This window comes from Frankia sp. AvcI1, from assembly GCF_001420875.1.
GTDB classification, from domain to species: Bacteria; Actinomycetota; Actinomycetes; order Frankiales; family Frankiaceae; genus Frankia; species Frankia alni.
In genome coordinates this window covers 73,847-100,015 of record NZ_LJFZ01000003.1, presented here as the reverse complement: position 1 = coordinate 100,015, position 26,169 = coordinate 73,847, and the positions used below count along the sequence as shown (strand labels likewise).

The window sequence follows — 26,169 nt, the reverse complement described above, 5'->3', positions numbered from 1 at the left end:
CCGCCCCGCAGAGCGCCGCGGCGCGCCAGGCCGGCAAACGGCTGCGAGACTGCAGCCGCCATCTGCTGCACCAGGTGCACGCGAGCGTGCTGGGGGCGGCGTGATGCTCCCCCGCCTGCGTCCCCGCCGGGCCGCCGTCGGCGCCGAACCCAAGAAGCAGACGGTGCACGTCCCGGTGCGTCGGCTGGACCTGACCCTGGAGTTCGACGAGGAACGCGCCGCCTGGGACCTCGTCGTCGGCGACGGCCGGGCCGGTCCCGCGGGACTCGCGGCCGCGCGACTCCTGCCGGATGTCGTCGCGAGCGCCGACGCGGGGACCTCGCCCAGGCTGCTGTGGATCTCCGTCGAGCTGCCCGGCGGGGATCCCGACGCAGCGCCAAGCCATGGTGCGCTCCGGCTGGTCGGGCGGCTGTTCGGCGCCCAGACGGCCCGGCTGATCTGCCGGCGGCCGCCCGCCGGCGCCGAGCCGTCCGCAGTGGTCTGCGCGGTGAGCTCGGTGCTCGCCGCGCAGTGGCGGGCCGGCCGGCTGTGCCTGTTGCTGTCGTCCATGCCGGTGATGGTGGACGCCCCCTGGCGGCCCCTGGAGGCCGCGTTGCTCGCCGCGTCGGTCGGACTGGGCGAGTGTTCCGCGGGACTTGGGGCGCAGGCGAGGTCGTCCGTCCGTGCGTGGGGTGAGGGCGATCTCCTCGACGGGGTGCCGCACCGCTCCCGCCCGCGTGCCGTCCGCCGGCTGGCCCAGCTCGCCGACCTGCTGGACGCCGAACGCAAGCGCGCGGGCGAGGTTCATGGCGCGAGCACGCGGGTTGCGAGCGACCGGGGCGACGGCGAGGACGGCGACGGGCCCTCCGGCTTGCGGGCGCCCGGCCCGGCGGCCGCGAGCAACGGGAGGCTCGGCATGGCAGACCCGGTCGAACGCTACCTGGTGGATCTGGACCAACGCCTCGTCGACCCGGACGTGGTGCAGTGGCGCCAGGGGGCGAAGATCGCCTGGTCGCGCCAGCGCGGCATCCTGGAGGTGCGGGTACGCGTCGTCACCGGTGCGGACGTCACCGGCCACTGGGCTCGCGCGCACGAGGACGTGCCGAACGCGCTGCCACGGGTGCGACACCTGGGCGCCTTCGCGCCCGAGCCGGACACGGCGGCTGCCGGTGGCGTGGCCCGGCTGCTCGTGCCGCCGGCGGTGCCGGCCCACCGGCTGCGCCTCGACGTCACCGACCGGCCGCTGCAACGGGTGGTGTCCTCGACGTCCCAGGCGCGCTTCGAGGCGCTGGCGGCGGGCCGGCGGGCGGGCTCCCACGAGCGGCGCCGGGAGTGGGAGCTGGCCGCGAAGGCGTGGATGCGTTGCGACGACGGCTGGATGGACGCCGACCGACCCGACATGGCGGCGCTCGCCCGGCGCCGGGCGGCGGCCTGCTGGCGGACGCTCGGCGAGCACGCCGTCGCCGCCGCCACCGACCGCTCCGCCTACGAGCAGGCCGAACGACTGGAGAAGCCGTGGATCTTCGAGCATCTCGGCCGGCTTGAACCGGAACCGGTGGAGTTCGACGCAGAACTCCTCGACGCCGACGACCGTTGGTGACCCGCGAGTGCTGGAACCGGCCGCCGTGCCCGGGTCAGTCCGGGCCGTGGCCGGCTTCGACGTCGTGCACGTAGCCCGTCCAGACGGCGACCAGGTCCGCGCCCTCGGCGGTGTCGAGGTCCACCCGCGCGCCCCCGCCGCCCGGCAGCAGCTCGCCGATGGTCCGCGCGGCCCGCGGTCCGACGAGCCGGTGGGCCAGCAGTACCTCAGCCGTGTGCTGGTGCCAGTCGGCGAGGCCGGCGAAACCGAGCGAGGTCAGCACCGAGGCGCGGAAACCCGCCGACAGCCGGTCGCTCACCTCCACCTCGACGTCGGGCGGCCCGGGCTGGCCGGTCACCAGCAGCCGGTCGGCCTCCGCTCTGACGTCCACCCGCAGGCTTGGCCGGCTGGTCCACGCAAGCCGCCAGACGACCGCGGCGAGGTCCTCCTGCACCGCCGAGCCGGGCGGTTCCGCGGAACCGGGCGGCTCCGCGGCGCCGGACGGTCCCGATGGTTCCGCCGGGCCGGGCGGCTCTGCTCCAGCCGGTGACGCGTGGCGCGACTCGTTCCGATCCATCGTCCGCTCCCTGTGGCCGGGATGGCGCTGCGCGCCGGGTGGCGCGGGTGGCGCTGCGCGCCGGGGTGGCGCGGGTGGCGCTGCGCGCCGGGGTGGCGCGGGTGGCGCTGCGCGCCGGGGTGTCCGTGGAGCGCCGGTCGGCAGCGCCCGATGGCGTGTCGCCTGTCGCCTGCAGAACTGTTACTTACCCGGGCCGGCGCCGCTCCGGTGGCCGGCCAGCACCCGCGAACAGGACAGATGAGCGACATCTTGTGCACCGTCATCGTCGGTTCCCATTTCGGCCGGTAGGCCTGTCCCTAGAAGTCACAACTGTCCCCCCGACGACGCTCACCTGACAGCGNAGCCACCCGACGGCATCGCACACACAACGGTGGCACCGGCAGGGGCAGGGCTGGGAGAGGAGCTCGACCATGGACGATCGGTCGGCGGGGGACGACCGGACGGCGCGCGGGCCGACGGCGGACTGGCGGCTGCGGCACCTCGCCGAATCGGACCCGGCCCGTCCGGACCGACCGTCCGACCAGGCCTACCACGCGATGGTGGAGCTGCTGTCGCGCCGCTTCCTCGCGCTCACCCGGGCGGAGCGGGCCCGACAGCTGCACCTGGGCCCGCACTGCCGGCGGTCCTGCGACCTGTGCTGGGACATCGCGCTGCACCACGCGGCGTGGGCGGCGAACAAGCTGCACCGGTGCCTGCGCACGGGGCCGCCGACCACCCGCGGCGAGCCGGTGCGGGACTGGGTCCGCATTCTCGCCTGGGTCCAGAGCCCGCCGCACGACGACACGCCCGTGGTGGCGGTCCGGACCGCGCTGTTCCGGCACCTTCCCGGGGACGATCCGCTGCTGCCGCTGGTGCACGCGGTCGCCACGCAGCTGTTGCCGTCCGCGGGCGACGTCCACGCCATGCGGCGGACCTGCGACTTCGTCGGGGACGCGCGCCGTTCGGTGCTCGCGCAGCGGCACGGCTGGGCCGTCAAGCCCGGACGCGATCTGGCTCAGCGGGTCCTGTTCCACGGACTGCGGGAGCGCCACCCGCGCGGCATCCAGCTGCTGCTCGAGGTGCTGCGGCACCTCGATCGCGGCTCCGTCGACCCCNACTCCCAGGTGCTGGCGGACGCCCGATCCACGCCGGGGGACCGGGCGACCCTGGAGGCACTGATCAAGGACATGCTGGCGGACCCCGTCACCGGGGAGTGGTTCCTCCGGGAGGTGATCGCCCGCCAGCTCTACAACGAGGACGTGGGGCGGCGCCGCTACCGCCCGCCGCGGGATGTGCAGGATCTCCCGGACCTCGACGACGATCCCGACGCCGAACCCGACGGCGAACCCGACGCCGGTCCGGAGGAGCCCGACGACCCGGACGGTTCCGCGCAACCGCCGCAAGGCCCGTTCGCGTGAACATCGCCGCCGGGACGACCCGTCGCCGGCGCGGCCGCGCCGCCGCCCGCACGGTGCCAACACCATGACGCATCCCTCCCCGTCCGGATGCCTCCGCGGGCCCGCTTTCCCCCGCCGCTGGATACGGACGGACGGACGCGCCCCGGTGACGGCTCTGGTCCGTCTGTCCCGTATGCGGCGCTCGCACCGTGACCGTGGCGCCCAAGGCCGAGGAGGTGCGCGCTGACCAGCTCCGGTGAACCCGACGACGCCCCTGCCGAACCGGCGGCAGACGACGAGGTCACCCGCCTCGAGCCGCGCGGGCCGGCGTCCGAGGCCACCCGGTTCGAGCCTTCCGCGCCGCCGGGTTCCGGCGTGACCCGGCTGGACCCGGCCGCGCCGGCGGGCGAGGACCTGACGCGGGTCGAGTCCGCCGCGGCGCAGCAGCAGGACGTGACCCGGATCGAGCCGAGCAGCGCCGAGGCCGCCGCGCTGCTCGGCCGGGCCGGCGGCAGGCCTCGCATCACCCTGACCGACGGGCTGCCGGGCGACCTCGGTGTGAGCTGGCAGCTCTGCGGCCGGCTTCCCGCCGGCGGCGAGGCCAGCCTGCTGCTGGTCCGCCCGCGTGCGCAGGCGCCGGGCGGCCGGATCCGTCTCGTCGGTGACGCGGGCCGCCGCTGGGTGCTCAAGCTCTACGACCCCGAACGCCGGCCGGACGACCCGGAGCAGCAACAGGACCGGCGGGCCGTGTGGGCCGCCGTGAGCAGCGTGCGCCACGATCACGTCCAGACGCTCGGGGAGACCGGCACCGCCGGACGGCACGACTACGAGATCTCCCCGTACTGGCCGGACGGCTCCCTGGAGGATGCCGTGCGGGCCACGGTGGACTCCCACGGCGAGACCTTCGAACCGTGGCAGCCGGCGGCGATCCGCGAGCTGGTCCGCCAGCTCGACTCGGCCCTGGCGGCCCTACATGCCGCGCGCCTGGTCCACCGTGACGTCAAGNCGGGCAACATCCTGGTGCGGTGCCGCGACCCCCTGCACGTCGTGCTCGGGGACTACGGGATCGCCCTGCTGATCGACGGCGCCGGTCGGTTCACCAGCCGGCTCGGCACGCCGCGGTTCATGCCGCCGGAGGCACATGTCGCCGGCCTGGTGTGGGACTCCCCGGCCCGCGACTACTGGGCGTTGGGCATGGTCGTGCTGGAACTGACGACGGGGGTGCGCGGCTACCGCCGCGTGCACGACGCGGCCTGGACGCGGCAGCTCGCGGGCAGCGGCGTCGACGTGTCCATGGTGGTCGACGACCGCGTCCGGCTGCTCTGCCAGGGCCTGCTCACCCGCGACCAGGCCGACCGTTGGGGCCACGAGGAGATCTCGCGGTGGCTGGCCGGCGGGACGCCCGCGGCCGGTCCCGCGGACGCCGAGCAGGTCACGCTGAGCCTGCGCGCCCGCCGCTTCCAGGAGCCGGCCGGCCTCGCCGCCGCGATCAGCGCCGATCCGGTCACCTGGGCGACGGCCCGGCGCCGCTTCCTGCCGGTGGACGGCGGCCACGACAGCGGCGAGGGCTGGCGCCAGCTGGTCGAGTGGCTGCGCGCGGTGCGGCCGCGGACCGCCGCCGGCTGGAGCGACGAGGACCTCGCGGAGCTGCTCGACCATCGCCTGCGCCGGACCGGCATCTCCGCGGACGTGCGGCTGCTGCACCTGGTGCGCTGGTTGGACCCGGCGGCACCGCCGAGCTTCCGCGGCATCGCGATCACTCCGGAGTCCCTGCGGTCGATCGCCTACGACGCCCGCGGGATGATCGCCAGGGGTCGGCAGGGCCAGGAACGCCAGCTCGTCGACCAGCTGCGCCGGGAGCGCGTCCTGCCGCTGCTGGCGCAGCCCGTCCTCACCGCGGCGGACGGGCGGGTCGTCGATCCCGGGCCCGCGGTCGCCGCCGCGCGGCGGCGGCTCGCGGCGGTGGCCGAGGGCTGGGACCTCGCCGCCCGCACGCTGCCCCGCCGGGCCCACGACCTGGCCCCGGCGCCCTCCGGCTGGCCGCTGCCGACCTGGCTGCCCGAATGGGCGAACGCGACCGGGCTGTGGCTTGCCGCCGACCCGACGGCCGCCGCCGCGGAGCTGTCCGACGTGCTGGGTGCCGAGACCGCCCGCTTCGGCCCGTGGGCGCCGCGCGCATGGTCAGGTCTGATGCGGGCGGTGGGGGTGATGCCGCCCGGTGGTTCCGCCTCGCCGGCCGCATCCACCGGCCCGCAGCGCCGGGTGCGCGCCACCGGGACGTCGTCGCGGGTCCGCGTGCGCGGAACCGCCACCGGAGGTGAGTCCGGTGTCCGGGGGTGAGCTGCGCCGCGCGGTGGACCTGGCGGCCGCGCTGCTGCACGCACTCACCGCCGGACTGGCCGCCGACGCCGCCCGGGACCAGTACGAACGCGACGCGGCGGCGGCTCGGGCGCGCCGCGAGCAGTGGGAGCGCCAGGACGCGCGGCGACAGGCCGGCGGTCCCGCGGCGCGCCGGCGTGCGGCGGGGCGGATGGTGCCGTGGGCACTCGGCGCGTTCGTCCTGCTCGGCCTGCATCTGTGGGCCGGCGCCGCCCGCGGCGGCGGACCCTGGTCACTGCCGTGGTTCCTGCTGTTCGCCACGGTCGCGGCCGGGGTGCTCGCGGTCCACGTCTACCGGGAGCTGGGGTTGGCCGCGGAACTCGCCGGCGACTACCGGCGGCCGGGCTCCGGCGGCGATGCCGGGGCCGCCCGGGCCCGCGCCCAGCAGGTGCGGCGGGCGAACGCCTCCCGCCGGCTGCAGGACATGGACACGGGTCCGCGTGTCCTCGCGGGGCTGGCGATGCTGGCGGCGCTGGCCGTGGTGATCGTCCTGGTCGTCGCGGTGCCGCCGCTGTGGCAGGCGGTCGAGCTCGTCGTCGCCACCCGCGGGGTCGCCGTCCGGCGCGCGGACTGGTCCCGCGACTACCGCGAGCGTCGGCGCAACGCCCAGGGCGACCAGCCCGGCCGGATGCGGCCCCGCGTCGTCCGGATCGCAACCGGCGGCATCCCAACCGGCGGCATCCCGACCGGCAGCGTCCCCTCCGGCGGCCCGCGCCCCGGCGGCACGCAATCCACCGTCCGACGGTCCACAGGAGAAGGATCATGAGTGCTGGAATCGGCGTTGTCAGCGTCGCCCCAACGATATCGGCGCACGCGGCGCTCGGCGCCGCGCAGACCGCGGCGGTGGCGGCGGCCGGCACGGTGGTGGTCGTCGCCGCCGGAGTCGCCGTCGCCGGTGCCGCCGGCGCGGGGATGAGCTGGGCCGTCGCGCAGAGCCTGCGGTTCGGCGCCGACCGGGCGGCGCGAACCGCGGCGGCCTGCGAGGCCGCCGTCGCCGATGCCCGCCGCTGGGAGTCGACGGTGCACGCCGTCGCCGAACGCAACGCGCGCATCGGCCAGCTCACCGCCGCGGCGGTGGCCGAGGGTATCCCGGTCGACCTGGCGCTGGTCGCCCTCGGCCGCAGCGACCAGCCCGACGCGGTGCTCGGCCGCTGCGGTGAGCTGGACCGGCGTCTGGCCGACCTGGAAGGAGAGCTCGCCCGCCGTCGCGGCGCGGCGCTGCTGTCCCGGCTGCACGCCCCCGCCGTGAGCCCCCTGGCCGCCCCCTCGACGGCCGGAACCGTGGCGGCCGGGACCGTGACAGGCGGGACCGTGACAGGCGGCAGCCGGGTGCGGCTGCTCCCCCAGCCGGCCGGCGGCAGGGGCGCCACCGGCGGTGCCGGCGGCGCCGGAGTTCCCCCGGCGGCCCCCGCCGGGGTGCCGGACTTCGCAGCCTCGGTCCAGGCCGAGATGCGCTCCGTCCTGACCGACGCGCGCATCGCGTTCGCCTCGGTGGACGAGCGGGCGGCCCTGGCCGACGCCGCCTCCGCCGCCGACCGTGCACTGCGCCGAGCGCTCGACGCCGCAGCCAACCCCGCCGCGGCCGCCCCTGCCGCGGCGGCCGTTGCGCGGGGGCGGCTGCCCGGTGATGTCGACGCCCGCCTGGCCGGGCTGCACGCCACCGCGCAGGACGTGTGGGACGCGGTCCGGCGGCGTCAGGCGGCAGCCGCCGACGCCGCGGTGCTCATCCAGCCGCTGCTGCCGGACGGTCCGGGGGCCAGCGCCGTCGACTCGGCCGGCGCCGAGGTGCGCACGGAGCTGCTGGCGGTGCTGGCCGGCCGCCGGGCGCTGGACGGTCCGCTGCGCGGCCGGGCGATCGCCGCCGTCGACGCGATGCTCGCCGAGGTCGCCCGGCGCCATCAGGCGCAGGCGCTGCGGGAGGCGATCCGCGAACTCGCGGACGACCCCGAGCATCTGGAGGTCGTCACGGCCGAGGACGGGACGGTCGAGGTCCGCGCCGAGCTCGGCGGCCAGCACGAGCTGCGGATGGCCCTGCGCCGGGACGGCCGGCCGCACCAGGCGACGCTGGCCTGGACGACGGTGCGCACGGTGGTGGCCGGCGAGGCCGTCGTTCCCGGCGAGACCGTCGTTCCCGGCGAGATCGGGTCGCCGGGCGGGCGGCAGCCGTCCGTCCTGGCGGCGGACAGCGTGGCGTGCGCGGCGGCGGCGGACGAGGTGGACCGGGTCGCCGAACGCCTTGCCGTCGTCGGCGTCGAGCACGAGGAGGAGACGCGCCGGGCGCCGGGCGCCGAACTGCCCGTCGACGCCGAGCAGACCCGGGGCACGGAGACCAGCGAGCAGGCCGCGGCCCGCCGCCGCGCGCAGCGGCGCCGGCGCAACGAGGCGCCGCAGCCGCTGCGGCGCCGGCTGCCCGGCTCGTGACCCTGCCGGGGCGGCCGTCCGCGGCTGGCCGGGCCGGGTCAGCCGCGGGGCACCTGGTAGCTGTCGCCACCCGGTGCCACCAGCCGCGCATCACACTCCACGAGCGGGATGTTCCTGTCGGTGCACCACTGGTTGGCTCCCGCCGCGCTGCTGAAGCCCTGCGGCACGATGCTGATCCACACCATCCGGCCNCTGCACGGGCCCTTCGTGGCGAAGTCGCCGTCGATGCCGAGCGTGGTCTGCCTCGTCGTCAGCGTGCGGTAGCGCTGCTGCAGCGCGACGTGGAAGGCCGCGATCTGAGCCTCGGTCACNCTCGGGACGTCGGGGGTGCCGTCCGGGGTCCAGTCCGGCTCGATGTCGACCTGCAGGCCGACGCACTTGCTGGAGACCTGCGGAACCCACCAGCCGCGCAGTGCCTCCACCCGGGGCCGGTCCAGCGCCGCCTGCTGGGTGAGCACCGCGTCGGCCCGCGTCTCGGAAAGCAGGGCGATCTCGTCCGGCGTGCTGGTGGCCGGGGGGACGGGGGTCCGGGTGAGCGGGGCCGGGGTGGCGAAGCCGGGCAGGGCGGGGACGGCGGACGACCCACCCCGACCACCGGAGCCGGATGCCCCGGACGGCACCGCGGCGACGGGCGCCGCGCTCGGCGTGGCGGTCCGGCCGGAGCCGCCGCCGATCACGCCGGTCGTCCGGGCCACGAGGTAGCCACCGCCGACGACCAGCAGGAACAGGGCCGCGGCGAGGAGCGCCGCGACACCCGGCGCGAGCTGCGGCCTCGGCCCGGCGGGGTACCCGGGATACGGCTTGCCCTCGGTCACGCTGTGCCTCCTTCGTCGTCACGTCCTTCACGATCAACTCCCTTGGGCTCAGGGGGTGCATCCGCGCGTCCGAGGTCGCCCGCGAAGTGGCGGTCGCCAGCGAGGTGGCGGTCGCCCGCGAGGGGGAGGGCGCCAGCGAGGGGGAGGTCGCCAGCGAGGTGGAGGTCGCCAGCGAGGTGGAGGTCGCCAGCGAGGTGGAGGTCGCGGTGTTCGGACTGAGCCGGCGCGCCAGCGCGCCCGGGATCCGGCATCGGCGGTGGTACCTGCCGATCCCGGACTGGCTGTACGGGCTGGGCGAGGTGGTGCCGTTCCGGCTGCTGCTGCCGGCGCTGCTCGCGACGGTGCTCGGCCTCGTCGTCGTGGTCGCCAGGGCACACGGCTCGCCCGGCGACGGCGATGCCACCCGGGCCACGGCGACCAGGCCGACCCTCGCGCCGGACCCGTCCGGCTCCGGTCTCCCCGCCGGCCTCCCCACCGGCCTCGACGCCGACCTCGACGCCCTGGGTGCCCTGTCCGGCGAGTCCGGCGGGAGCAGCGCGAGCGACGGGACCGGCGGCCGCCCGGGCCCGACCGCGCCGGCGGCGACGGTCGCCGACCGGTTCGCCGCGTCCGGGGCGAGACCGGGCCCGACGGCGTCCTGCGCCCCGGCCCGGGCCGCCGCGATGAGCATCGAGCAGCAGGCCGGCCAGGTGATGATGATCGGCGTCCCGGTCACCAACGTGCGCTCCGCCATCGCGCTCATCCGCCAGTCGCGCCTCGGCGGGGTGTTCCTCGCCGGCCGTTCGACCCAGTCGGCCGCCGGCCTGCGCGACGACCTGCGGGCTGTGCAGGACGCGGCGCGCCGCGACGTCGGCGTCGGCGCGCACATCGCCGTCGACCAGGAGGGCGGGCAGGTCCAGACGCTGCAGGGCCCCGGCTTCGGGACGATCCCGAGCGCCGTCGAGCAGGGCCGGTGGGACGCGGCGACCCTGCGCTCGCGCACCGCCGCCTGGGCCGGCGTCCTCGCCGGCGCCGGGGTGACCCTGGACCTCGCCCCGGTCGCCGACACCGTCGCCGCCGGCACCGCGCGGTCCAACCCGCCGATCGGCGCCTACGGCCGCAACTTCGGCACCGCCGCGAGCGCGGTCGCGGGCGACATCGGCGTCGTCGTCCCGGCGATGCAGGACAGCGGCCTGCTCGCCACGGCCAAGCACTTCCCCGGCCTCGGCCGGGTGCATCAGAACACCGACACGTCGGCCGCCGCCGTCGACGATGCGGCGACCACGACCGACCCGAACCTGGAGCCGTTCCGGGTCGCGGTGTCCACCGGAACGGCCGCGGTGATGGTCTCGCTGGCCCGCTACCCGAAGCTGGATCCGGCCACGCCCGCGGCGTTCTCCGCGCCGGTCGTCACCGGGCTGCTGCACGACCAGCTCGGGTTCCGCGGCGTCATCGTGTCGGACGACCTCGGCTCGGCCGTCGCGGTGCAGTCGGTGCCGGTGGGCGAACGGGCCGTCCGGTTCGTCGCCGCCGGGGGCGACCTCGTGCTGTCCGTCCGCGGCGCGGACGCCGCACCGATGACTGCGGCGCTCGCCGCCGAAGCCCACCGCTCGCCGGTGTTCGCCCGCCGGTTGGCGGACGCCGCGACGGCCGTCCTCGCAAGCAAGCAGCGGCAGGGCCTGCTCGACTGCCCGGCCGCAGCGCCGACGCCGGCACCAGCACCAGCGCCGACGCCAACCCCGGTCCCGACCAGGTGACCGGCGTGCCGGCCGCGGCGCATCGTGCTCGCTCGCCATCGAGCGCCCCTCCTCCGACCCCGGATCCGGTCTGTCTGCGCCGGTTCCATTCCCGGACGCGCAGCCGTCCCTGTGACCCCACCGGTCATCCCTGGGAGCCCACCGGCCTCCCCTCGGAAGCACCGGACATCCCCGGGACGCACCGGCCGTCCCTTGAAGCACTGACGGACACGACCCGGCCGGCCGGGTCGTACGGGCAGGAGGTACGCGCGTGTCACACCCACGCGGCGAGCACGCTGCAAGGCACATGAGCGAACGCGCCGAGGCGGCCGAACCGAGGAACGCCGGGACGGACGTCGACGGGCCACGGGTCCCCGGCTGGCTGCGCGACCTGCAGTCCTCGGTGTTCACGCACCCGCAGTTCGTCCTGCACGGCAATGTCCGGGACCAGCATCTGTGGACACCGCCGCGGGGGCCGATGCAGTTCCTGTCGCTGCTCGACCGACTCTGGTACACCCTCGACGCCAGCGGCTACCACCACGTCCTGGTCGCCGACCCGGTGGANGGGCTGCGCCTGCACCTGCCACGGGCCATGCCGCGGCCCGAGCGGGAGGAGCGGCTGCGCGCCCAGCAGGAGGTGCTGCGCGCCCGGTACGGCATCCGCGCCCCGCAGCGCGAACTCGACCTGGCCGCCCTCGCGGACCGGATGCGCCACGTCGTCCACGGCCCGGATCCCGACCGCGCCGAGGGCGCCGAGGGCGCCGCGGCGCAGGACGGGCCGGACATCCGTCCGCCCGGCATCGTCGACACCCCGGTCGCGCTCATCATCGACTACGCCGGCCGGCTGGTGACGAATCCCGCGAACCTGATGGAGAACGAGCAGGCGTTCTTCACCGCCGCCGAGAAGCTCGCGCACCAGGCGATGCGTTTCGTCTGGCCGGACGAGCGGGCCCGGTANAACCCGCTGATCTGGTTGGTNCACAACGAACAGGAGCTNCCTGCGTCGTTCATGTCGCCGTCGGTTCCGCTGCGCCGCATCGCGGTGCCGGTCCCGCAGCTCGACGACCGGCTGACGGCCACCACCGCGCTGCTGCCGCTGCTACCGGAGTCGGCCGGGCTCACCGGTGAGCAGCGTGCGGCGCTGGCCCGGCGCTTCGCCGACAGCGTTCAGGGGCTGCCGCTGAACAGCCTGCCGGCGATCGTCGAGCTGAGCCGCTCCGGCATCCCCGAGGTGTCCTCGATGGAGGCGGCGGCGCGCAGCTACCGCCTCGGTGTCCGGGAGAACCCGTGGGGCCAGCACGAGCTGCGCGGCCGGCTGCGCGACGCCGAGGAAACCCTCAACGCCGCGGTGCTCGGGCAGCAGCAGGCCGTCGGACGGGCGGTGGACATCCTCGTCCGGTCGGTGATGGGCCTGTCCGGGGCGCAGGCGAGTAGTGTCGTGCGCCCGCGGGGGGTGCTGTTCCTCGCCGGGCCGACCGGCGTCGGCAAGACGGAGCTCGCCAAGGCCATCAGCCAGCTCGTCTTCGGCGAGGCGGACGCCTACATCCGCTTCGACATGAGCGAGTTCGCCGCCGAGCACTCCGCCGACCGGCTGACCGGCGCGCCNCCCGGCTACGTCGGCTACGACGCCGGCGGCGAGCTGACGAACGCGGTACGCCAGAGCCCCTTCAGCCTGCTGCTGTTCGACGAGATCGAGAAGGCCGCTCCCCGCATCCTGGACAAGTTCCTCCAGGTTCTCGATGACGGCAGACTGACGGACGGCACGGGGTCAACCGTCCATTTCAGCGAGAGCATCATCGTCTTCACCTCGAATCTCGGGATGCAGGCGTCCGACGGGCCGCCGTTGACCCCGCAGACCGACCGCGCGGAGCTGGAGCGGCGGGTCGAGGCGGAGATCCGCCGGCACTTCGTCGAGACGCTGCGACGTCCGGAACTGCTCAACCGCCTCGGCGACAACATCGTCGTGTTCGGCTTCATCGACGAGCCGACCGGGGCGCGGATCTTCGAGCAACAGCTGGCCCGGGTGCTGGCGCGCGTGCGCCAGCAGCACGCCGTCGACGTGCGGCCGTCCGCCGCGGTGCGCGCCGCGCTCGTGCGGGAGGCGACCTCGGACACGGTGCTGGCCTATGGCGGGCGGGGCATCGGGTCGTTCCTGGAGTCGGCGTTCGTCAACCCCCTGGCCCACGCGCTGTTCCGGGAGGGGTTCCCGCGGGGCACCGTCGTCGAGGTCACCGAGCTCGGCGGCAGCTCGGGCCGGCGCACGCTGACCCTGCGCCGGTCCGGGCCCCCGCCGCAACCGGACGCCGGCCCGACGGGATCCCAGGGCGGCGNCCCCCTCCGTGCCGGCCTGGTGAAGGTGCGCCACCGTGATCAGTCCTGAACCGCCCAGCCCTGCGCCGTCCGACCCTGAACCGTCCGGCCCTGGACCGTCCGGCCCCGGAGTGTCCGGCGCGGAGCCGGGGCTCGGCCCGTCGGGGGCGACGCTGCGGATGAGCCGGCGGCACTTCCCGGTGACGTCGCTCGGGCCGGGCATCCGCGCCGGCCTGTGGGTGCAGGGCTGCACCATCGGCTGCCCCGGCTGCATGTCCCTGGACACCTGGGATCCCGCCGGCGGCAGCACGACGCCGATCGCGGAGCTGCTCGCGTGGCTGTGCGAGCGGCCCGGGCTGACCGGCGTGACCATCTCCGGCGGCGAACCGTTCCAGCAGCCGGAGCCGCTCGNCGCGCTGCTGCGCGGACTGCGGGCGCAGCTGCCCGCGGTCGATGTGCTGGTCTACTCCGGCTACACCACCGCCGCGCTGCGCCGCAGCCCACGCCGGGCGGCGGCGATGCAGTGGTGCGACGTCGTCGTCACCGGCCCGTATGTTGCCCGGCGCGCTCCCGGCGGGGCGTGGCGCGGCTCCGCCAACCAGCGACTGGAGATCCNCACCCCGCTGGGCCGCGAGCGCTTCGGCGCCGTCGGCGAAGGCGCCGGCGCCGCGCGTCCGTTACAGGTCGGGCTGGACGACGGACGCTGGTGGCTGATCGGCGTCCCCGCCCCCGGTGACCTGAACCGCATCGAGCAGGCGCTGGCCCGCCGCGGCGTCGAGCTGGCCGACGTGTCGTGGCGGCCGCGGCCGTGAGCACCCCCGGCTGGGTCTGCGTGGTCTGCCGGTCGCCCGTGTCGCGGACGGCCGTGGTGTGCGGCGGGTGCGGCACGGTTCTCACCGACCAGTCCCGGATCCGCGACGACCCACCGCCGGCGGACAGTCCCGGACCGCCCGACGCTTCGCCGGGATCCGGCGGCCCCCCGGCGGCCGACGCTCCCCCGGCAACTCGACTCGAGGTCGCGACGTCGGCCGAGCCAGGGCCGCAGGCAGCCTGTCCGACCTGCCAACGCTCGCCGATCCGGCCCGGCGAGCTGGTCTGCCCGTTCTGCGCCTCCGATCTGCGCCGTGCGGCCGGTGGGGGTGGCGGTCCCGGCGGCGTCGAGCTGCGGTTCGACCGGGGCACGGTCGTCATCCCGGCCGGGGAGACCGCCGTGATCGGTCGGCACGGCACCCACGACAGCGGCCGGGTGCTGCACGGCCGGGTCTACGTCTCGCGCCGGCACGTCCTGATCCGGGTGGCGGCGGACGGTACCGCCCAGGGACGAGAGGAGAACCCGACCGCCAACGGCACCTTCGTCGACGGCCGGCGGCTCGGCACGACCTGGTCGAACCTGCCGGACGGCGCCCAGCTGCGCCTGGGTTCCGCGACCGCGGCGACCGTGCGGTACGGCAGCGCCCGTCGGACAGCGTCATGACCGCACCGGCGTCGGCGACACACCGGCCGGGTCGTGGTCTGCCCCCGATCGCGCCGGGTTAGCCGTTCGCGACCAGGATGTCGGCATTCTGTCAAATCCACTACTGTTCGCAGCGAGATTACTACGGAGGGAAGATTGTTCCAAAAACTACCGAGGGCACGCCCGGCCGTCATCCTGGTCGCCGTCCTCGGATTTCTACTGTCCGCGACATTCGTCGCCGTCCCCGCCGCTTCGGCGGCATCGAAGCAGCTGTTGAAGGACGGTGGGTTCGAAAGCCAGCACAGCGGATCCGTATCCAGGCCCTGGGGGTCCGAAGGGCCGGACAGCAAGGGTATTGACCGCGGTAAGGGATTTTCCGCAGCCGGCGACAACAACGCCTGGATCCGGGCCGCCAGCAAGGACTGGAACGCCATCACCCAGAGCGCCTCCGTCGACCGCCACCACGCCTACGCGATCTCCGTCAAGGTACGCACCTCCGACAACTTTGCTACCGGCGTCTTCGGTGTCCGAACGAAGTCGGGAGCCACGATCGCCGAGACGCAGTTCGGGCCGACCGGCGGCAGATATATCGATCTTGTCGTCAAGTTCAATTCAGAGGACAACACGTCGGTCACCGTCTACAGCGGATTCTGGGCTCCCGGCACCGATGTGTGGCTCCAGATCGACGAGGTCTACCTGGGTGCAATCGAGGGAGCGGTGCACGACGTCACCGACGTGAGCCGGAACGCCTACGAGGCCTTTGCGGTAAACCGCGGGACCTGGGCGGAGGACTATTTCTGGGCGACCGTGCTGCACGCCTCCCCCACTTTCACCCGGCAGTGCCACGTCGACACGTCGCTGCCCCGCAACAGCGCCCAGACCTGCGGTGCGAACGAGGCGCGAATCCTGGACTTCGCGAACACGGCACAGCGCATCGCCTACGAGGTCAAGAGCGGGAAGGTCTCGAAGTCACAGGAGGTCGAACCGCAGGCAACCGCCGACGGGAAGCTGGTGNCAGCCTACGGATTCCACGTCGAATGGCACTTCTTCCCCGGCCAGAAGGACACGCTGGGTCCCTCGAAGCCACTGCGAGATTACCTCACTGACCAGGGCATCGATGTGATCATTCATCNCTACGAGTCGGACGAGTGTGACCGCCAGGGCAACCGGGGGATCATTCCCGCTCCCGCCCCGGCTCCCGACCTGGGCATACTGCCCCTGCCTGCGCTGCCTGCCCCGGCACCTGCCGGCGGGGGACTGGTGTTCATTCCCGCCGTCTACACCGCGGCGGCAGCCGGAACCAACTGCAACATCGCCTGATGCCTGAGCCGCCTGACCGCGCGTCCTGCGGCACGCGGTCAGGCGGTCAGGCGGTGACGATCGCCGGACGTGGTGGCCGGCTCTGCAGCGGCATCAGTAGGCGGTGCGCGCCGGCGCGCGCAGGGGCGTCCAACCCCGCCGTGCTACCCGGACCGGATTCTCACCGCCAGGCGACGACGATCTAAAGATCATCAAGACCCCTGGGCGACCTTCCCCATCACTGGGTGAACGTGCCGTAACGCTCGATCACCGCTGGCCGTACGTCACGCGCGGGACCACACTCCGGGCGACATCGGCCCGGTCGGCCGGGACCACCCGGCGGTCCGCCGACACCACGCCGGCGGACGCAGACGGCACCCAGTCCGTCCACCGGCCGCCCAGTCGTACGACTCCCGTCCCGCCGAGGCGACGGCACGGCCGAACGGAAGCCGAGGTCAGAGCCGGATCCAGCGCGGCAGCCGGATCCAGCGCCAAGGCCAGAGCCGGGACATGGACCGAGGTCCGGACCGACCAGAGCGAGGACCGAAGCCGAGCCCCGGGCCGGAGGCGACACCGGCGGCGCGTTCGGTATTCCTGNCAAAGCCAGTATTTAGCCGATGGTAACGATTCTCACAGTCCGTCTGCCCCTCTGTTCGTCCGGCGGGGAACGAGTAAAGGTATCGGAGGGAAAGTCCGTAGTCCCACGCCCCGATCCTTCCCCCGGATTCCGCACGCCTAAATCAGAAGGTATTGATGNGTCAAGGTCCTCTTGCTGGCAGATACGCGGCGTCCGCAGCCATGGTTATATTCGCGCTTATTCCCTACCTGGCGCTGTCGGCCGCGCTGGAGCCGTTGGCGCCGATCGTCGCCAAACAACTGCACATGAGCGCGCAGACGATGAGCATCAGCTCGGGCCTGGGCAACGCGGCCTACGCGCTGGGGACGGTGCTCGCCGTCCAGCTGGGTCTGCACCTGCCGCAACGGCGGATGCTGCTCGTCTACGCGGTCGTGCTCGTCGTCGGATCGGTGCTGACGGCGGCGGCGCAGGACGCGGCCATGTTCATCATCGGCCACCTGTTGCAGGGCCTGGCCACCAGCATGCTGCTGATCGCCGCGGCCCCCGCGCTGGCGATCGGCTACCCGCGCGAGAAGCTGCGCACCACCGTCATGATCATGAATATGGGTATCTTCGGCGCGGTCGCACTCGGCCCGTTCATCGGTGGTCTGCAGGCTGACGCCAACGCCTGGCGACCGCTGTTCTGGATCGTCACCGGGGTCTCGGTGCTGGCGCTNCTGCTGGTCGTGCTCACCTTCGAGGACGCACCGCCGGCGAACCCCGACGCCCCGCGCGACCTGCCGGCGATCGCGCTGTCCGCGGTCGGCAGCCTGGCGGCCTTCCTGGGCGCGTCCGAACTGACCAGCCACAGCTTCCTGGACGTCGAGGTGATCGCACCGCTGCTCGGCGGTCTGGCACTGATCGTCGTCCTCGTCGTCTACCAGTACCGGGCCACGCAGCCGCTGCTGATGGTCCGGGAGATGCTCACCAGCTCGATTCCGGTCGCGGGCGTGGTGATCGCGCTGTTCGCCGCGGCGGCGTCGGTGTCCGCGACGGGACTGACCGCCTCGGTGCTCGCGGAGACCTACGGCCCGGTGCGCGTCGGGCTGCTCTACCTGCCCGAACTCGGCGGCGCGGTCATTGCCGCGGTCACGTTCGGCTTCGTCGTCACCCGGCGTTCCGTGCACTACATGCCGCTCGTGGGCATGGTCCTGCTCGCCGCCGGAATCCTGGTCTTCTGGTTCGCGATGCCGGCGAGCCAGCCCTTGGCGCTCGTCGCTTCGGGACTGACCGGGCTCGCCCTCGGCGCCACGGTCGCCCCGGCATTGTTCGTGGCCGGTTTCTCCCTGCCGTCCGCCAACCTTCAGCGCGTGTTCGCCCTGGTCGAACTGCTACGTGCGGTCGCCGCCTTCATGATTGCGCCGATCTTCGCCCATTTCGCGGCCACGGTGACCGGCGACCTCAACGAGGGAACGAACATCGCCCTGTGGATCGGCCTTGGCCNGGCCCTCGCCGGCGCCGCCATCGGCGTGGCAATCTACGCCCTGAGCGGTGCCCGCCCGCAGACTCCCGACGTCGACACGTTCCTGGGGGCCCTGCGTCCGGCCTGGTACTCTCCCCCGCTGCTGGCCAGAGTCCGCCGAACCCCCCATCTCGATGATCTGGACATCGCCCTCCCCGTCCCGGAAAGCGTCGACTGACATGTCCTCACCCCACGCCGACTCCAACGCCGACGCCGTGCAGCCCGGTGCTCGAGNCGGCCGCCCCGGTCCGGTGCTGTTCGCCTATGACGGCAGTGACGTCGCCGGCCACGCCATCCAGTTCGCCGCGACGCAGCTTCCGCCCGGACGCGAGGCGCTCATCCTGTGCGCCTGGCAGCCGGCCGACGTCGGCTTCACCCCGGTCGGCTCGCAGCATTTCGACGCGAACAGCGCCGCCGAGGTCGAGAAGGCCGCGGCCGAGATCGCCGCGCACGGTGNTCACCTCGCGAACGCCGCCGGACTCCGCGCCCAGAGCGCGACCGTCCAGGCGGCACCGACCTGGAAGGGCATCATCGCCACCGCCGCCGAGCGCCAGGCGGACCTCATCGTTCTCGGCGCCCATCGGCACTCCCGGCTGGCCGGCCACCTGCTCGGCAGCGTGGNCACCTCCGTCGTCGCCCACGCCCCCGGCGCGGTCCTGGTCGTCCACCAGCGCGACTGATCCGGGCCGGTCGGTGCAGGCAGTCCAGGACGCACTGTTGCCTGCGCCGGATCGTATGGCTTGTCAAAGCGGGTAGCGGCGTCCAAGGCAGGGTCAAACTGACTGCGACCGAGTTGTGTCGCAAGTGCTGTCCGGGCCCGAGCGAGGGNGTCCTCGTGGTGCGTCTCTCCACGTCCCCGCTCAGGGTCTGGCGTGAAGGGACGGCACGCCTTGTTCGCTGCACCCCTGTACCTTTTCGTGATCTCAGATACGCCGCAGACGTACGGCACACCACAGGAGCGATCTGTCGAACTCCGAGAGTGACGATGACCGACGGAGGTGCTCGCGATGTTCCGACGACCTCGCCGGAATTCGAGGGCAATGGACGTCGTTCGTGCCCGCGATGCCACCGTGACGCTGCTCTCCGTCGGCGGTGATTACGTGGTGGCCGGCGCCGGCGGCTTCTTCGCGCTCGGCGAGGAGATCACGATGCGGCCCGGGATTCAGCCGCTGTGCCAGCTCGCGGCCACTTCGGCCGTGATGACTCCACGCCAGGCCACCCCTCGGCGGGCAGCTACCTCAGGGTGGCGAGTCTGCACGTCGGCATCCGACAGGAAGGCTGCTGGAACTATGTCAGTGGCATCGTCGTAAGTCGACCGGCGCCGATAACATTTCAGGTCTTCTGGACAAAGGGAAACAATCCTTAATACTGAGTCGAAAATGACTCGGGGGTAAGGCTGTCAGGGTGACCTGGCGGCCGAGAACCCGACAGCGCCTAGCGCCAGCCGTAGCGCTGACGCAGCCGGCCCGTGACCCGCTCGAACGGCTCGCGCGGCAGGGCCGACGACTCTCGGNGCATCCCGCCCTCGTGCACCCGGATCACCCGGTCCAGGTTGACCCAGGACGGTCGGCGCTCGCTGTCCCACCCGCCCGCGCCGACGGGCACGAAGTCGCCCTCGCCGTCATGCTCCTTGCTGGTGAGCTGCACGGCCAGGTAGGTGCCCGCGGATTCGACGGCCACCACGAGCACCGGCCGATCCTTGCCCCGCCCGTCGTTCTCCTCGAACGGCACCCACGTCCAGACGATCTCACCGGGATCCGGGGCCCCGTCCGACTGCGGCGCGTAGCTCATCCGTACCGACCCGATGCGCCCCGGATCGACCTCCACGGTCGCATCCGGCCCGAACTCACCCGGCGAGCCCTCCTCGTNCGCGCGAGACGACCGCGCCCGCTCCCGGGCCGGGTGACTGCGCGCGGCCGCCCCCGAGGACGAAGGGGAGGGCGAAGCGGAGGAAGGGGCGGGGGAAGGGGCCTTCGATGTGGGTACCGACCGCCGCCGGCCTACCCGTCCCGCCTCCCGCGGGGGTGCCTCACCCTGGCGCCGGCCGCCCGTCACCAGGTCGGACACGATCCTGACCAGATCCCCCAGCAATCCCATGCCGCCACAATAATCGGACGGCGCTGCCGCCTTCGCAGCTCGACGCCGTCAGGTCGCCGGCTCGCGCGAGCGAGCGAGGCCGCGACGGCGACCGGGAAGCTGGACGGCAGCCGCGGGATCAGCTGTTAGCCACGGTCGCCGCGCCGTTTCGCCAGCGCGATCGTGACTCGCCGACCCGGCCCGGTGGAGCTGGCGACCTCGCCGGCCAGCGCGCTCAGCACGGTCCAGGCGAACGTGTCCTTCGACGGCGGCTCGCCGTCGAAGCTGTCGACCGAGACGGTCACCCGCAGGAGGCCTGGCGACAGCGTGAAGACGCACTCCAGGGCCGATCCCGGGACCGCGGAGACCAGCAGCAGGGCGCAGGCCTCGTCCACCGCGATCCGCAGGTCCTCAATGTCGTCGAGGGTGAAGTCCGCCCGCGCGGCCAGAGACGCGGTCGCCGTGCGCAGGACGACCAGGTAGGCGCCGGCGGCGGGGATGGTGAGCCGCACGACGTCGCGTAGGCCGCCACCTCGGGCATCGCCGGAGTTGCCCGTGCCATCGACTGCAGGCGTCGGATCCACGTTCTACCCCCGGTGCTGGGTCGTTCCGGCTCCGAGACTCGTCGCCGGCGTTGAGTTCGAGTCGTCCCCTATCCACCCCTCGGGTGGCAGCCGTCACATTTCCCGCTACCGGTCACTTTTCGTGACCTGGTAGCGAGTCATTCCCTGAATGTCGGTCCTGATGCTGAGCACGCAGGCTCGGAGCGCCTGGAAGGTCTCGTCGGTCGGCATGCCGAAATCCATGCACCTGTCGACCAGGGTTTGGAACAACTCGCGCTGGTGCGCGGTCAGTCCCCGCTCGGGATCCGGTTCCTGCTGCATATCCGCACTCCTCATCGCTTGATCACGTCGCCTGCCGGCTCGAACGGGCGCCCGCCGGCGCCATGGCCCCACCGAGGAGAGCGCATCCGACGACGACACTGAGGCCCCATCGCTGCCAGGAGAACACCGGGCGCCTCCAGCGCCATGTCCTGACCGGCCAGGAAGTCGGCTCCGACCACACCAGAAGTGCGCTCGCCGCGAGGGTACCGACACGAGTTCTCACTCTGCGCCTCTCGTCTCAACTGCACCAACCCCGACCTGGGCACGACGNCGCCCACCGAAGGTAGTACAAACCAGGGCCTCGGCAAGGTAGCTCGCCGTCATGACTGGTGACCCGTTGTAGGATCGTCGGCGGCCCTGCTCNGGTACAGAGTCCTGGCGGTTGGGCTCCGGGAGCCCTGTCCTTCGCGGGCCGGAAAGGCTACGGCGGTACATCTCCAGGTCCCCCGCCGGCGTTTCACGCGATGACCGGAAGACGTCCGGCCGATTGTGACCTGCCGGCCGATTGTGACCTGCCGGCCGCCTGTTTTGAGGGGGCCTNGTAGCGGCGTTGCGATGACAGTGGCCTTCTGTTCGGCCGCGGTCTTTCCACCGGCTCCAGCCCGCTCTCAGCATATTCGGGGTTGGACTGGCCAGAGGGGGAAGCGTTCGTCGGCGGGCTGGCCCTGGTGGAGCTCGGCGCGTAGCTGGTCCAGCTTGCCGGGGCTGACGTTCAGTGCCTCGGCGAGACGGCGGAAGGTCAGGTAGTCGATGCCTGCGCTGCGGTCGGTCAGGTCGATGGGTGTGCCGTTGTCACGGATCTCGACCCGGCCCCGTGCGCCCATTGCCGCCGCGGTGGCCAGGGCTGTTGCCTCGGAGGGATGCCAGACAAGCACGTCGGCCNCCGGGGCGGCCTGCTCGCCCTACCGGTCTCGCTGGCCGAACGGCTCGCCACGTTCAACATCGACGCCGACACCGTGTTCAGCGAGCAGCGTGCGGGACGGACGAACCCTGAGATGCTCGCCGCTGCAGGCGACGATGGCCGGATTGTTTCACCCCCGACCGCGGCTTCGGCAACGTCCGTGCCTATCCGCCCGGGTCCCATCGTGGCATCGTGGTATTCCGCGTTGACGACCAGGCAGCCCGCACGGCGATCTCGGCGATCGAGGCGGTCTGCTCCGCATCCGCCGCGAGGACGGCTGACTACCGTGCCGCCATTGCAGCCCTGATTGCAGTACCGAAGATCTTGAAAGCGGCAAAGCCCCGCACCTTGGATCGGGGTGCGGGGCTCTGGCCTTTCTCAAACCGTGCGCGTCCCTCCTGGAGCGGCTTTCGAGCGAGACATCCGGTTGGGCTGCCCCGTCATTTCGTGAGCCAGCTCATCGTCGGAGGTTCGTCCGCCAGCGTCCGCCGCTGCGGTCGCACGCTCAGCCTCGTCCGCCGAGTGCCGTCGCCCGTCCACCNCCGGGCGTGGCCTTGACTGCCGTTGTGGCTGCCATCCGTCAGCATCGGTTCCGACCCGCCGCCGACTCGGGACGGGTCAGCACCCGGCTGCTCTCAACGGGCGAAGGCCGGGCAGGCGCGCCGGGTGGGGGCCGTGGTTTCCCTGCTTGCGCCTGCCCGGTGGAGAGTGGCTGTTACTGGGCGCCGAAAGGCTGGCCCTGACCGGCCTGCTGCCCGCCGAGACGCTCACCGAACTGCCCGCCCTGGCCAGCGCCAACGCCAACCAGTTCCCGGAGACGGTTCTCGACGTACCGCTCGCTGTGGTTCGTCTTGTCGGAGATCCGCGCAATGAGGTCGTTGATGCCGCTCGCTGCGTCCAGGTCGGAGCTGCTGACCTGACCGAACTGGTCGAGCAGACGGTAGCGAAGCTGCCGCCAGTTCTGGCGGAGCTGCTGCTCAACCTGCTGACGCTGCTGCTGCTGCTCCTGCTGAGTCATCTCGTGAACCCTTTCGTCATGATTGCTATTCGTGCGGTGATGGCGCGAGGGCAACCCTAGCCAGTGGGTTCACGGAACGCAGGTCAGGCCATCGAGTCGGCGTGGATACTGACCACACGCGGCACTTTTTCTAAATCGGAAATTCCGAGTACCGGCGCCACTCTCCGCCAACCGTTGTATAGGCGGTTCGCTGCACCATCCCGCCCAATCCCATCGATTTTCATTACGCACAGCGACTATCCACAGGCTGTGGATAGTCGCTGCTTCCGCGGAGTAGCCATGGAAAATCTTGCCGCTGGCAGTCTTCGGCTTCGTCGCCCGGTCATTCGGTTCATGGGCCTGAGCTGCCCGGGACCGGGCCACCCGGCCAGAGTTCGGCGAGGTCGGCGAGGGTGAGGGGCTGGTGGTAGGCGGTGCGCAGGACGGCGGTGACAGCGCAACAGGGGGTCGGCTCCGCGGTCGGTGAGGGCGTCGGCGATCGTGTCGTCGGACCAGAACGGGACGCGACCCCGGGCGCGGGCCACGCAGTCGGCGATGGACCTCCCGACGTTGATGGCCTGGTGGAGTTCCGCGCGGACGAGCTGAAGGTAGTGGTCCAGACGGACGCGGGCGGCCACGGCCTCATCGTCAGGGGTCGCGAACCGCCGTAGGCACCCGAGGTGGCGACAACGCCTCCCTCACCTGGTGCCGCCGCCTGGGTGGTCGTGTTCACCCCCGACCGCGGCTTCGGCAACGTCCGTGCCCGTTCTGGCCGGTCGGTGGATCACAGGGGCATCGCGTCAGTCAGGTAGACGCCGCCGATCCGGTCGGTGCCGCGGTAGACGTATCGTCCTGTCCATCCCCTCGCCGACCCTCGGTAGTGGGACTGCACAGCGATGGCGGAGGAGGCGGTCTCCGATCCGGTCATCTTCTGCCCGGCGCCGGCACCGGCGATAATCTTGACATTGATGTGATGTGCACGGTCGACGGCTGGCCAGGCGAGATACAGGCGGTCACCGCTGAATGCCAGGGCGGGGCTCTGGGAGCTCCGTTCGGCTTTCCCGCGGGTCTCCACCCGCTGAACGCGCCTGNGGTCCAGCAACTCGCCGAAATCGCGATAGCCACAGTAGGTGAAGTACAGGTAGCCTTCGGCGTCCCTCCAGCAGACGTAGAGCCGTGGCCGTCCGTCCGGCCAGAAGACGCCCGGGTCGCCCGCCAGGGCGGGCGCCGACGGGGTGCGCCAGGGCAGGGTCACCGGACGTCCGCCCAGGGCGGCGACGTTGACCCGGCCGTCGGGCGCGCCGCCACCGGGACCACCGCCGCCGGCCCACCCGACGATGACGGCGTTGTCGTGCCGGGTGAGGGCAACCCCACCGAGGCACGTGTGACTGCTCGCGGGGAACAGGTCGAAGGTCGCGCCGTTGGCCGACCGGCCGAGGTTGAGCCGCCGGGTGCGGTCGTAGTAGTGCGTCCAGGCGAGGGTGAGGCTGGTACTCATGCCACTGCCGTCCCAGGCGAGGNCGAGGGCGTCGCCGGTCCGGTAGGGCAGCACCCGTGGATGCGCCAGGTCGTTGCCGTGAGCAATGTTGATCAGATGGTTGGGGGCGCCTGCGCCATAGCCGCCGCCGCCCGCGAAGGCGATCTGGAACGGCTGCCCGGACGGCCCGGGGCCGACGATGGCGGGAGCGGCGACGGTCGTCCCGATGAGCGTCGCCGTCGCCGCTGCCGCCGCTGCCGGGGTGAGTCCGGCCGTCGAGACGAACGCGCCTGCCGTCGCCACGGATGCGGCGGTCAGTAACTGCCTGCGGGAAAGCTCCATCTGTCACCTTCCGGGAACACGGGATGCGGAGGACGGCTGGGATGCGGATTCAGCGTGCCGGCGGAGACGGCGCCCGGCATCAGGGCTGGCCCTGAAAAACGTCCGCGCGGTCGCGGTCTTCCGCGGCCGTTTCCCGGCCAGACCCATCAGTCTGACCAGACCAACCAGACCGGGCAGGGCCCGTTGACACCGCGTCCGGCCCGGTGTGAATGTGCGGGAATGCAGGTGCAGTCGCGGGGGCAATCGCAGTGGTGGGGCGTTGCGCCGCTGTGGTTGGCGGCCGGTGTCGGTCTGCCGCTCACCGCTGCCGCGCTGACGTTCAAGGTCGACCAGCACTATCATTCGGCGGCTGACACGGTGGCGAGCGGCGCCGGCGGAATGCTTTTCCTCTGCGCCGGCGTGGTCGCGCATCTGCGCCGGCCGGAAACCCGAATGGGACTGCTCATGGTGCTCGTCGGCGTCGCGCTGCCCGCGGAGGACCTGCAGTTGTCGACCACCCCGTGGGTGCACACCGCCGGCCTGCTGTTCCCCCGGGCGTCCAGTGCGGTGCTGACCCACCTGGTGCTGGCGTTCCCCACCGGAAGGCTCACCACCCGGACGCGGCGCGGACTGGCCGCGACGGCCTACGCCGTGGCCTTCGGGCTCACGCCGATCCGGGCACTGTTCACCAACAACGAGGGGCTGCCGATCCCACGGCGCAACCTTCTGCTCGTCGTCGACAGCGAGCAGCTCAGCGGGCAGCTCGACCGGGCCGCTAGCCTGCTCACCGCCGCCGTGGCCGTCGCCGTGCTGGTGATGCTGGCCCGTCAATGGGCGGGGGCCGGCCGGCCGCTGCGGCGAGTGCTGGCGCCGGTCTACCTGGCCACCGCGCTGGGCGGCGCGGCGACGGCCGCCGGTGGCCTGCTCGGCCCTGGCCACCCGTGGCGGGGACAGTCGATGTGGATCTCCCTGGTGGCTCTGTGGCTGTTGCCGCTGGGGTTCGTCGTCGGGGTGCTGCGGCTGCGGATGGGGCGCAGCCCGGTCGACAGGCTGCTCGTCCGGCTGCGGGAGCCGGTCAGCGCCGCGCAGCTGCGCACCGAGCTGGCCCAGGCGTTGGGCGACCTGTCGTTGCAGGTCGGGTACGCCCAGACCGAGACGGGGACATTCGTCGACGGCGACGGCCAGCCGATGACGCTGCCCGCGGCGGACGCCGAGCGCTGCACCCGGATGGTGGAGCGCGGCGGCCGACGGGTCGCCGTGCTGCTGCACGACCCGGCGCTGCGGGAGGACACCGCCCTGCTGGACGCGGTGACGTCGGTCGCGGGCCTGGCGTTGGAGAACCAGCGGCTGACCGCCGAGGCGCGCGCCCAGCTGGTGGAGGTGCGGGCGTCTCGCGGGCGGATCGTCGCGGCCGCCGACGCCGCCCGCCGCGAACTGGAACGCGACCTGCACGACGGCGCGCAACAGCGGTTGGTGGTGGTCGCGCTGACGTTGATGCGGGCACGGCACCGCCTCGGTGGCACCACCGACCN

10 protein-coding genes and 7 pseudogenes are annotated in these 26,169 nt (G+C 73.1%); 11 read left to right on the top strand and 6 right to left on the bottom strand.

The window, feature by feature from the left end; genetic code table 11:
* Positions 1-103 precede the first annotated feature (103 nt).
* Positions 104-1,579: a hypothetical protein gene (locus tag UK94_RS04170; protein ID WP_157734121.1), complete on the top strand. Its 1,476-nt coding sequence runs from the start codon at positions 104-106 to the stop codon at positions 1,577-1,579.
* Between the two features lie 34 nt (positions 1,580-1,613).
* On the opposite strand, the gene UK94_RS04165 is transcribed toward UK94_RS04170, so the two are convergent.
* Complete coding sequence (locus UK94_RS04165) at positions 1,614-2,135, bottom strand: hypothetical protein (protein WP_157734120.1); 522 nt, start codon at positions 2,133-2,135, stop codon at positions 1,614-1,616.
* 3,702 nt (positions 2,136-5,837) lie between these two features.
* On the opposite strand from UK94_RS04165, the gene UK94_RS04150 reads away from it, so the two are divergent.
* The 9 genes and pseudogenes from UK94_RS04150 to UK94_RS72780 all read left to right on the top strand — a co-directional run.
* Entirely contained in the window at positions 5,838-6,656 is an 819-nt protein-coding gene (locus UK94_RS04150) for a hypothetical protein (protein WP_011602080.1), read from the top strand.
* Positions 6,653-8,311: a hypothetical protein gene (locus UK94_RS04145; protein WP_011602079.1), complete on the top strand. Its 1,659-nt coding sequence runs from the start codon at positions 6,653-6,655 to the stop codon at positions 8,309-8,311. Before UK94_RS04150 ends, UK94_RS04145 begins: the two co-directional genes overlap by 4 nt.
* A 901-nt stretch (positions 8,312-9,212) precedes the next feature.
* On the top strand, positions 9,213-10,862 hold the full coding sequence (locus UK94_RS31800; RefSeq protein ID WP_063845155.1) for a glycoside hydrolase family 3 N-terminal domain-containing protein: 1,650 nt from the start codon (positions 9,213-9,215) through the stop codon (positions 10,860-10,862).
* Between the two features lie 3,082 nt (positions 10,863-13,944).
* Positions 13,945-14,625 (top strand): FHA domain-containing protein, encoded by a 681-nt coding sequence (locus UK94_RS04120; RefSeq protein ID WP_041938787.1) that lies wholly within the window; start codon positions 13,945-13,947, stop codon positions 14,623-14,625.
* A 2,076-nt stretch (positions 14,626-16,701) separates the two neighbouring features.
* A pseudogene (locus tag UK94_RS39295) lies at positions 16,702-17,195 on the top strand (MFS transporter); the annotation flags it as partial.
* 1 nt (position 17,196) lies between these two features.
* Positions 17,197-17,962 (top strand): annotated as a pseudogene (locus tag UK94_RS39290) (MFS transporter); the annotation flags it as partial.
* Positions 17,963-18,232: 270 nt separating this feature from the next.
* Positions 18,233-18,437 (top strand): annotated as a pseudogene (locus tag UK94_RS39285) (universal stress protein); the annotation flags it as partial.
* Position 18,438: 1 nt separating this feature from the next.
* Positions 18,439-18,602: pseudogene (locus UK94_RS39280) on the top strand (universal stress protein); the annotation flags it as partial.
* Position 18,603: 1 nt separating this feature from the next.
* Positions 18,604-18,661, top strand: a pseudogene (locus UK94_RS72780) (universal stress protein); the annotation flags it as partial.
* A 754-nt stretch (positions 18,662-19,415) separates the two neighbouring features.
* Here UK94_RS72780 and UK94_RS72775 read toward each other — a convergent pair.
* The 5 genes and pseudogenes from UK94_RS72775 to UK94_RS39270 all read right to left on the bottom strand — a co-directional run.
* Positions 19,416-19,494 (bottom strand): annotated as a pseudogene (locus UK94_RS72775) (type II toxin-antitoxin system PemK/MazF family toxin); the annotation flags it as partial.
* A 1-nt stretch (position 19,495) separates the two neighbouring features.
* Positions 19,496-19,772, bottom strand: a 277-nt coding sequence (locus tag UK94_RS39275; protein WP_235486564.1) for a type II toxin-antitoxin system PemK/MazF family toxin, incomplete at its 3' end; no start/stop codon positions are given.
* 431 nt (positions 19,773-20,203) lie between these two features.
* Complete coding sequence (locus UK94_RS04090; protein ID WP_055748791.1) at positions 20,204-20,641, bottom strand: hypothetical protein; 438 nt, start codon at positions 20,639-20,641, stop codon at positions 20,204-20,206.
* Between the two features lie 105 nt (positions 20,642-20,746).
* On the bottom strand, positions 20,747-20,941 hold the full coding sequence (locus UK94_RS04085; protein WP_157734118.1) for a hypothetical protein: 195 nt from the start codon (positions 20,939-20,941) through the stop codon (positions 20,747-20,749).
* 1,616 nt (positions 20,942-22,557) lie between these two features.
* Positions 22,558-22,860 carry a hypothetical protein gene (locus UK94_RS39270; RefSeq protein WP_041938782.1) on the bottom strand — a complete coding sequence of 101 codons (303 nt, stop codon included), beginning with the start codon at positions 22,858-22,860 and terminating at the stop codon, positions 22,558-22,560.
* A 2,017-nt stretch (positions 22,861-24,877) separates the two neighbouring features.
* Between UK94_RS39270 and UK94_RS75750 the strand changes: the two are divergent.
* Positions 24,878-26,168 (top strand): annotated as a pseudogene (locus UK94_RS75750) (histidine kinase); the annotation flags it as partial.
* Between the last annotated feature and the right edge of the window lies 1 nt (position 26,169).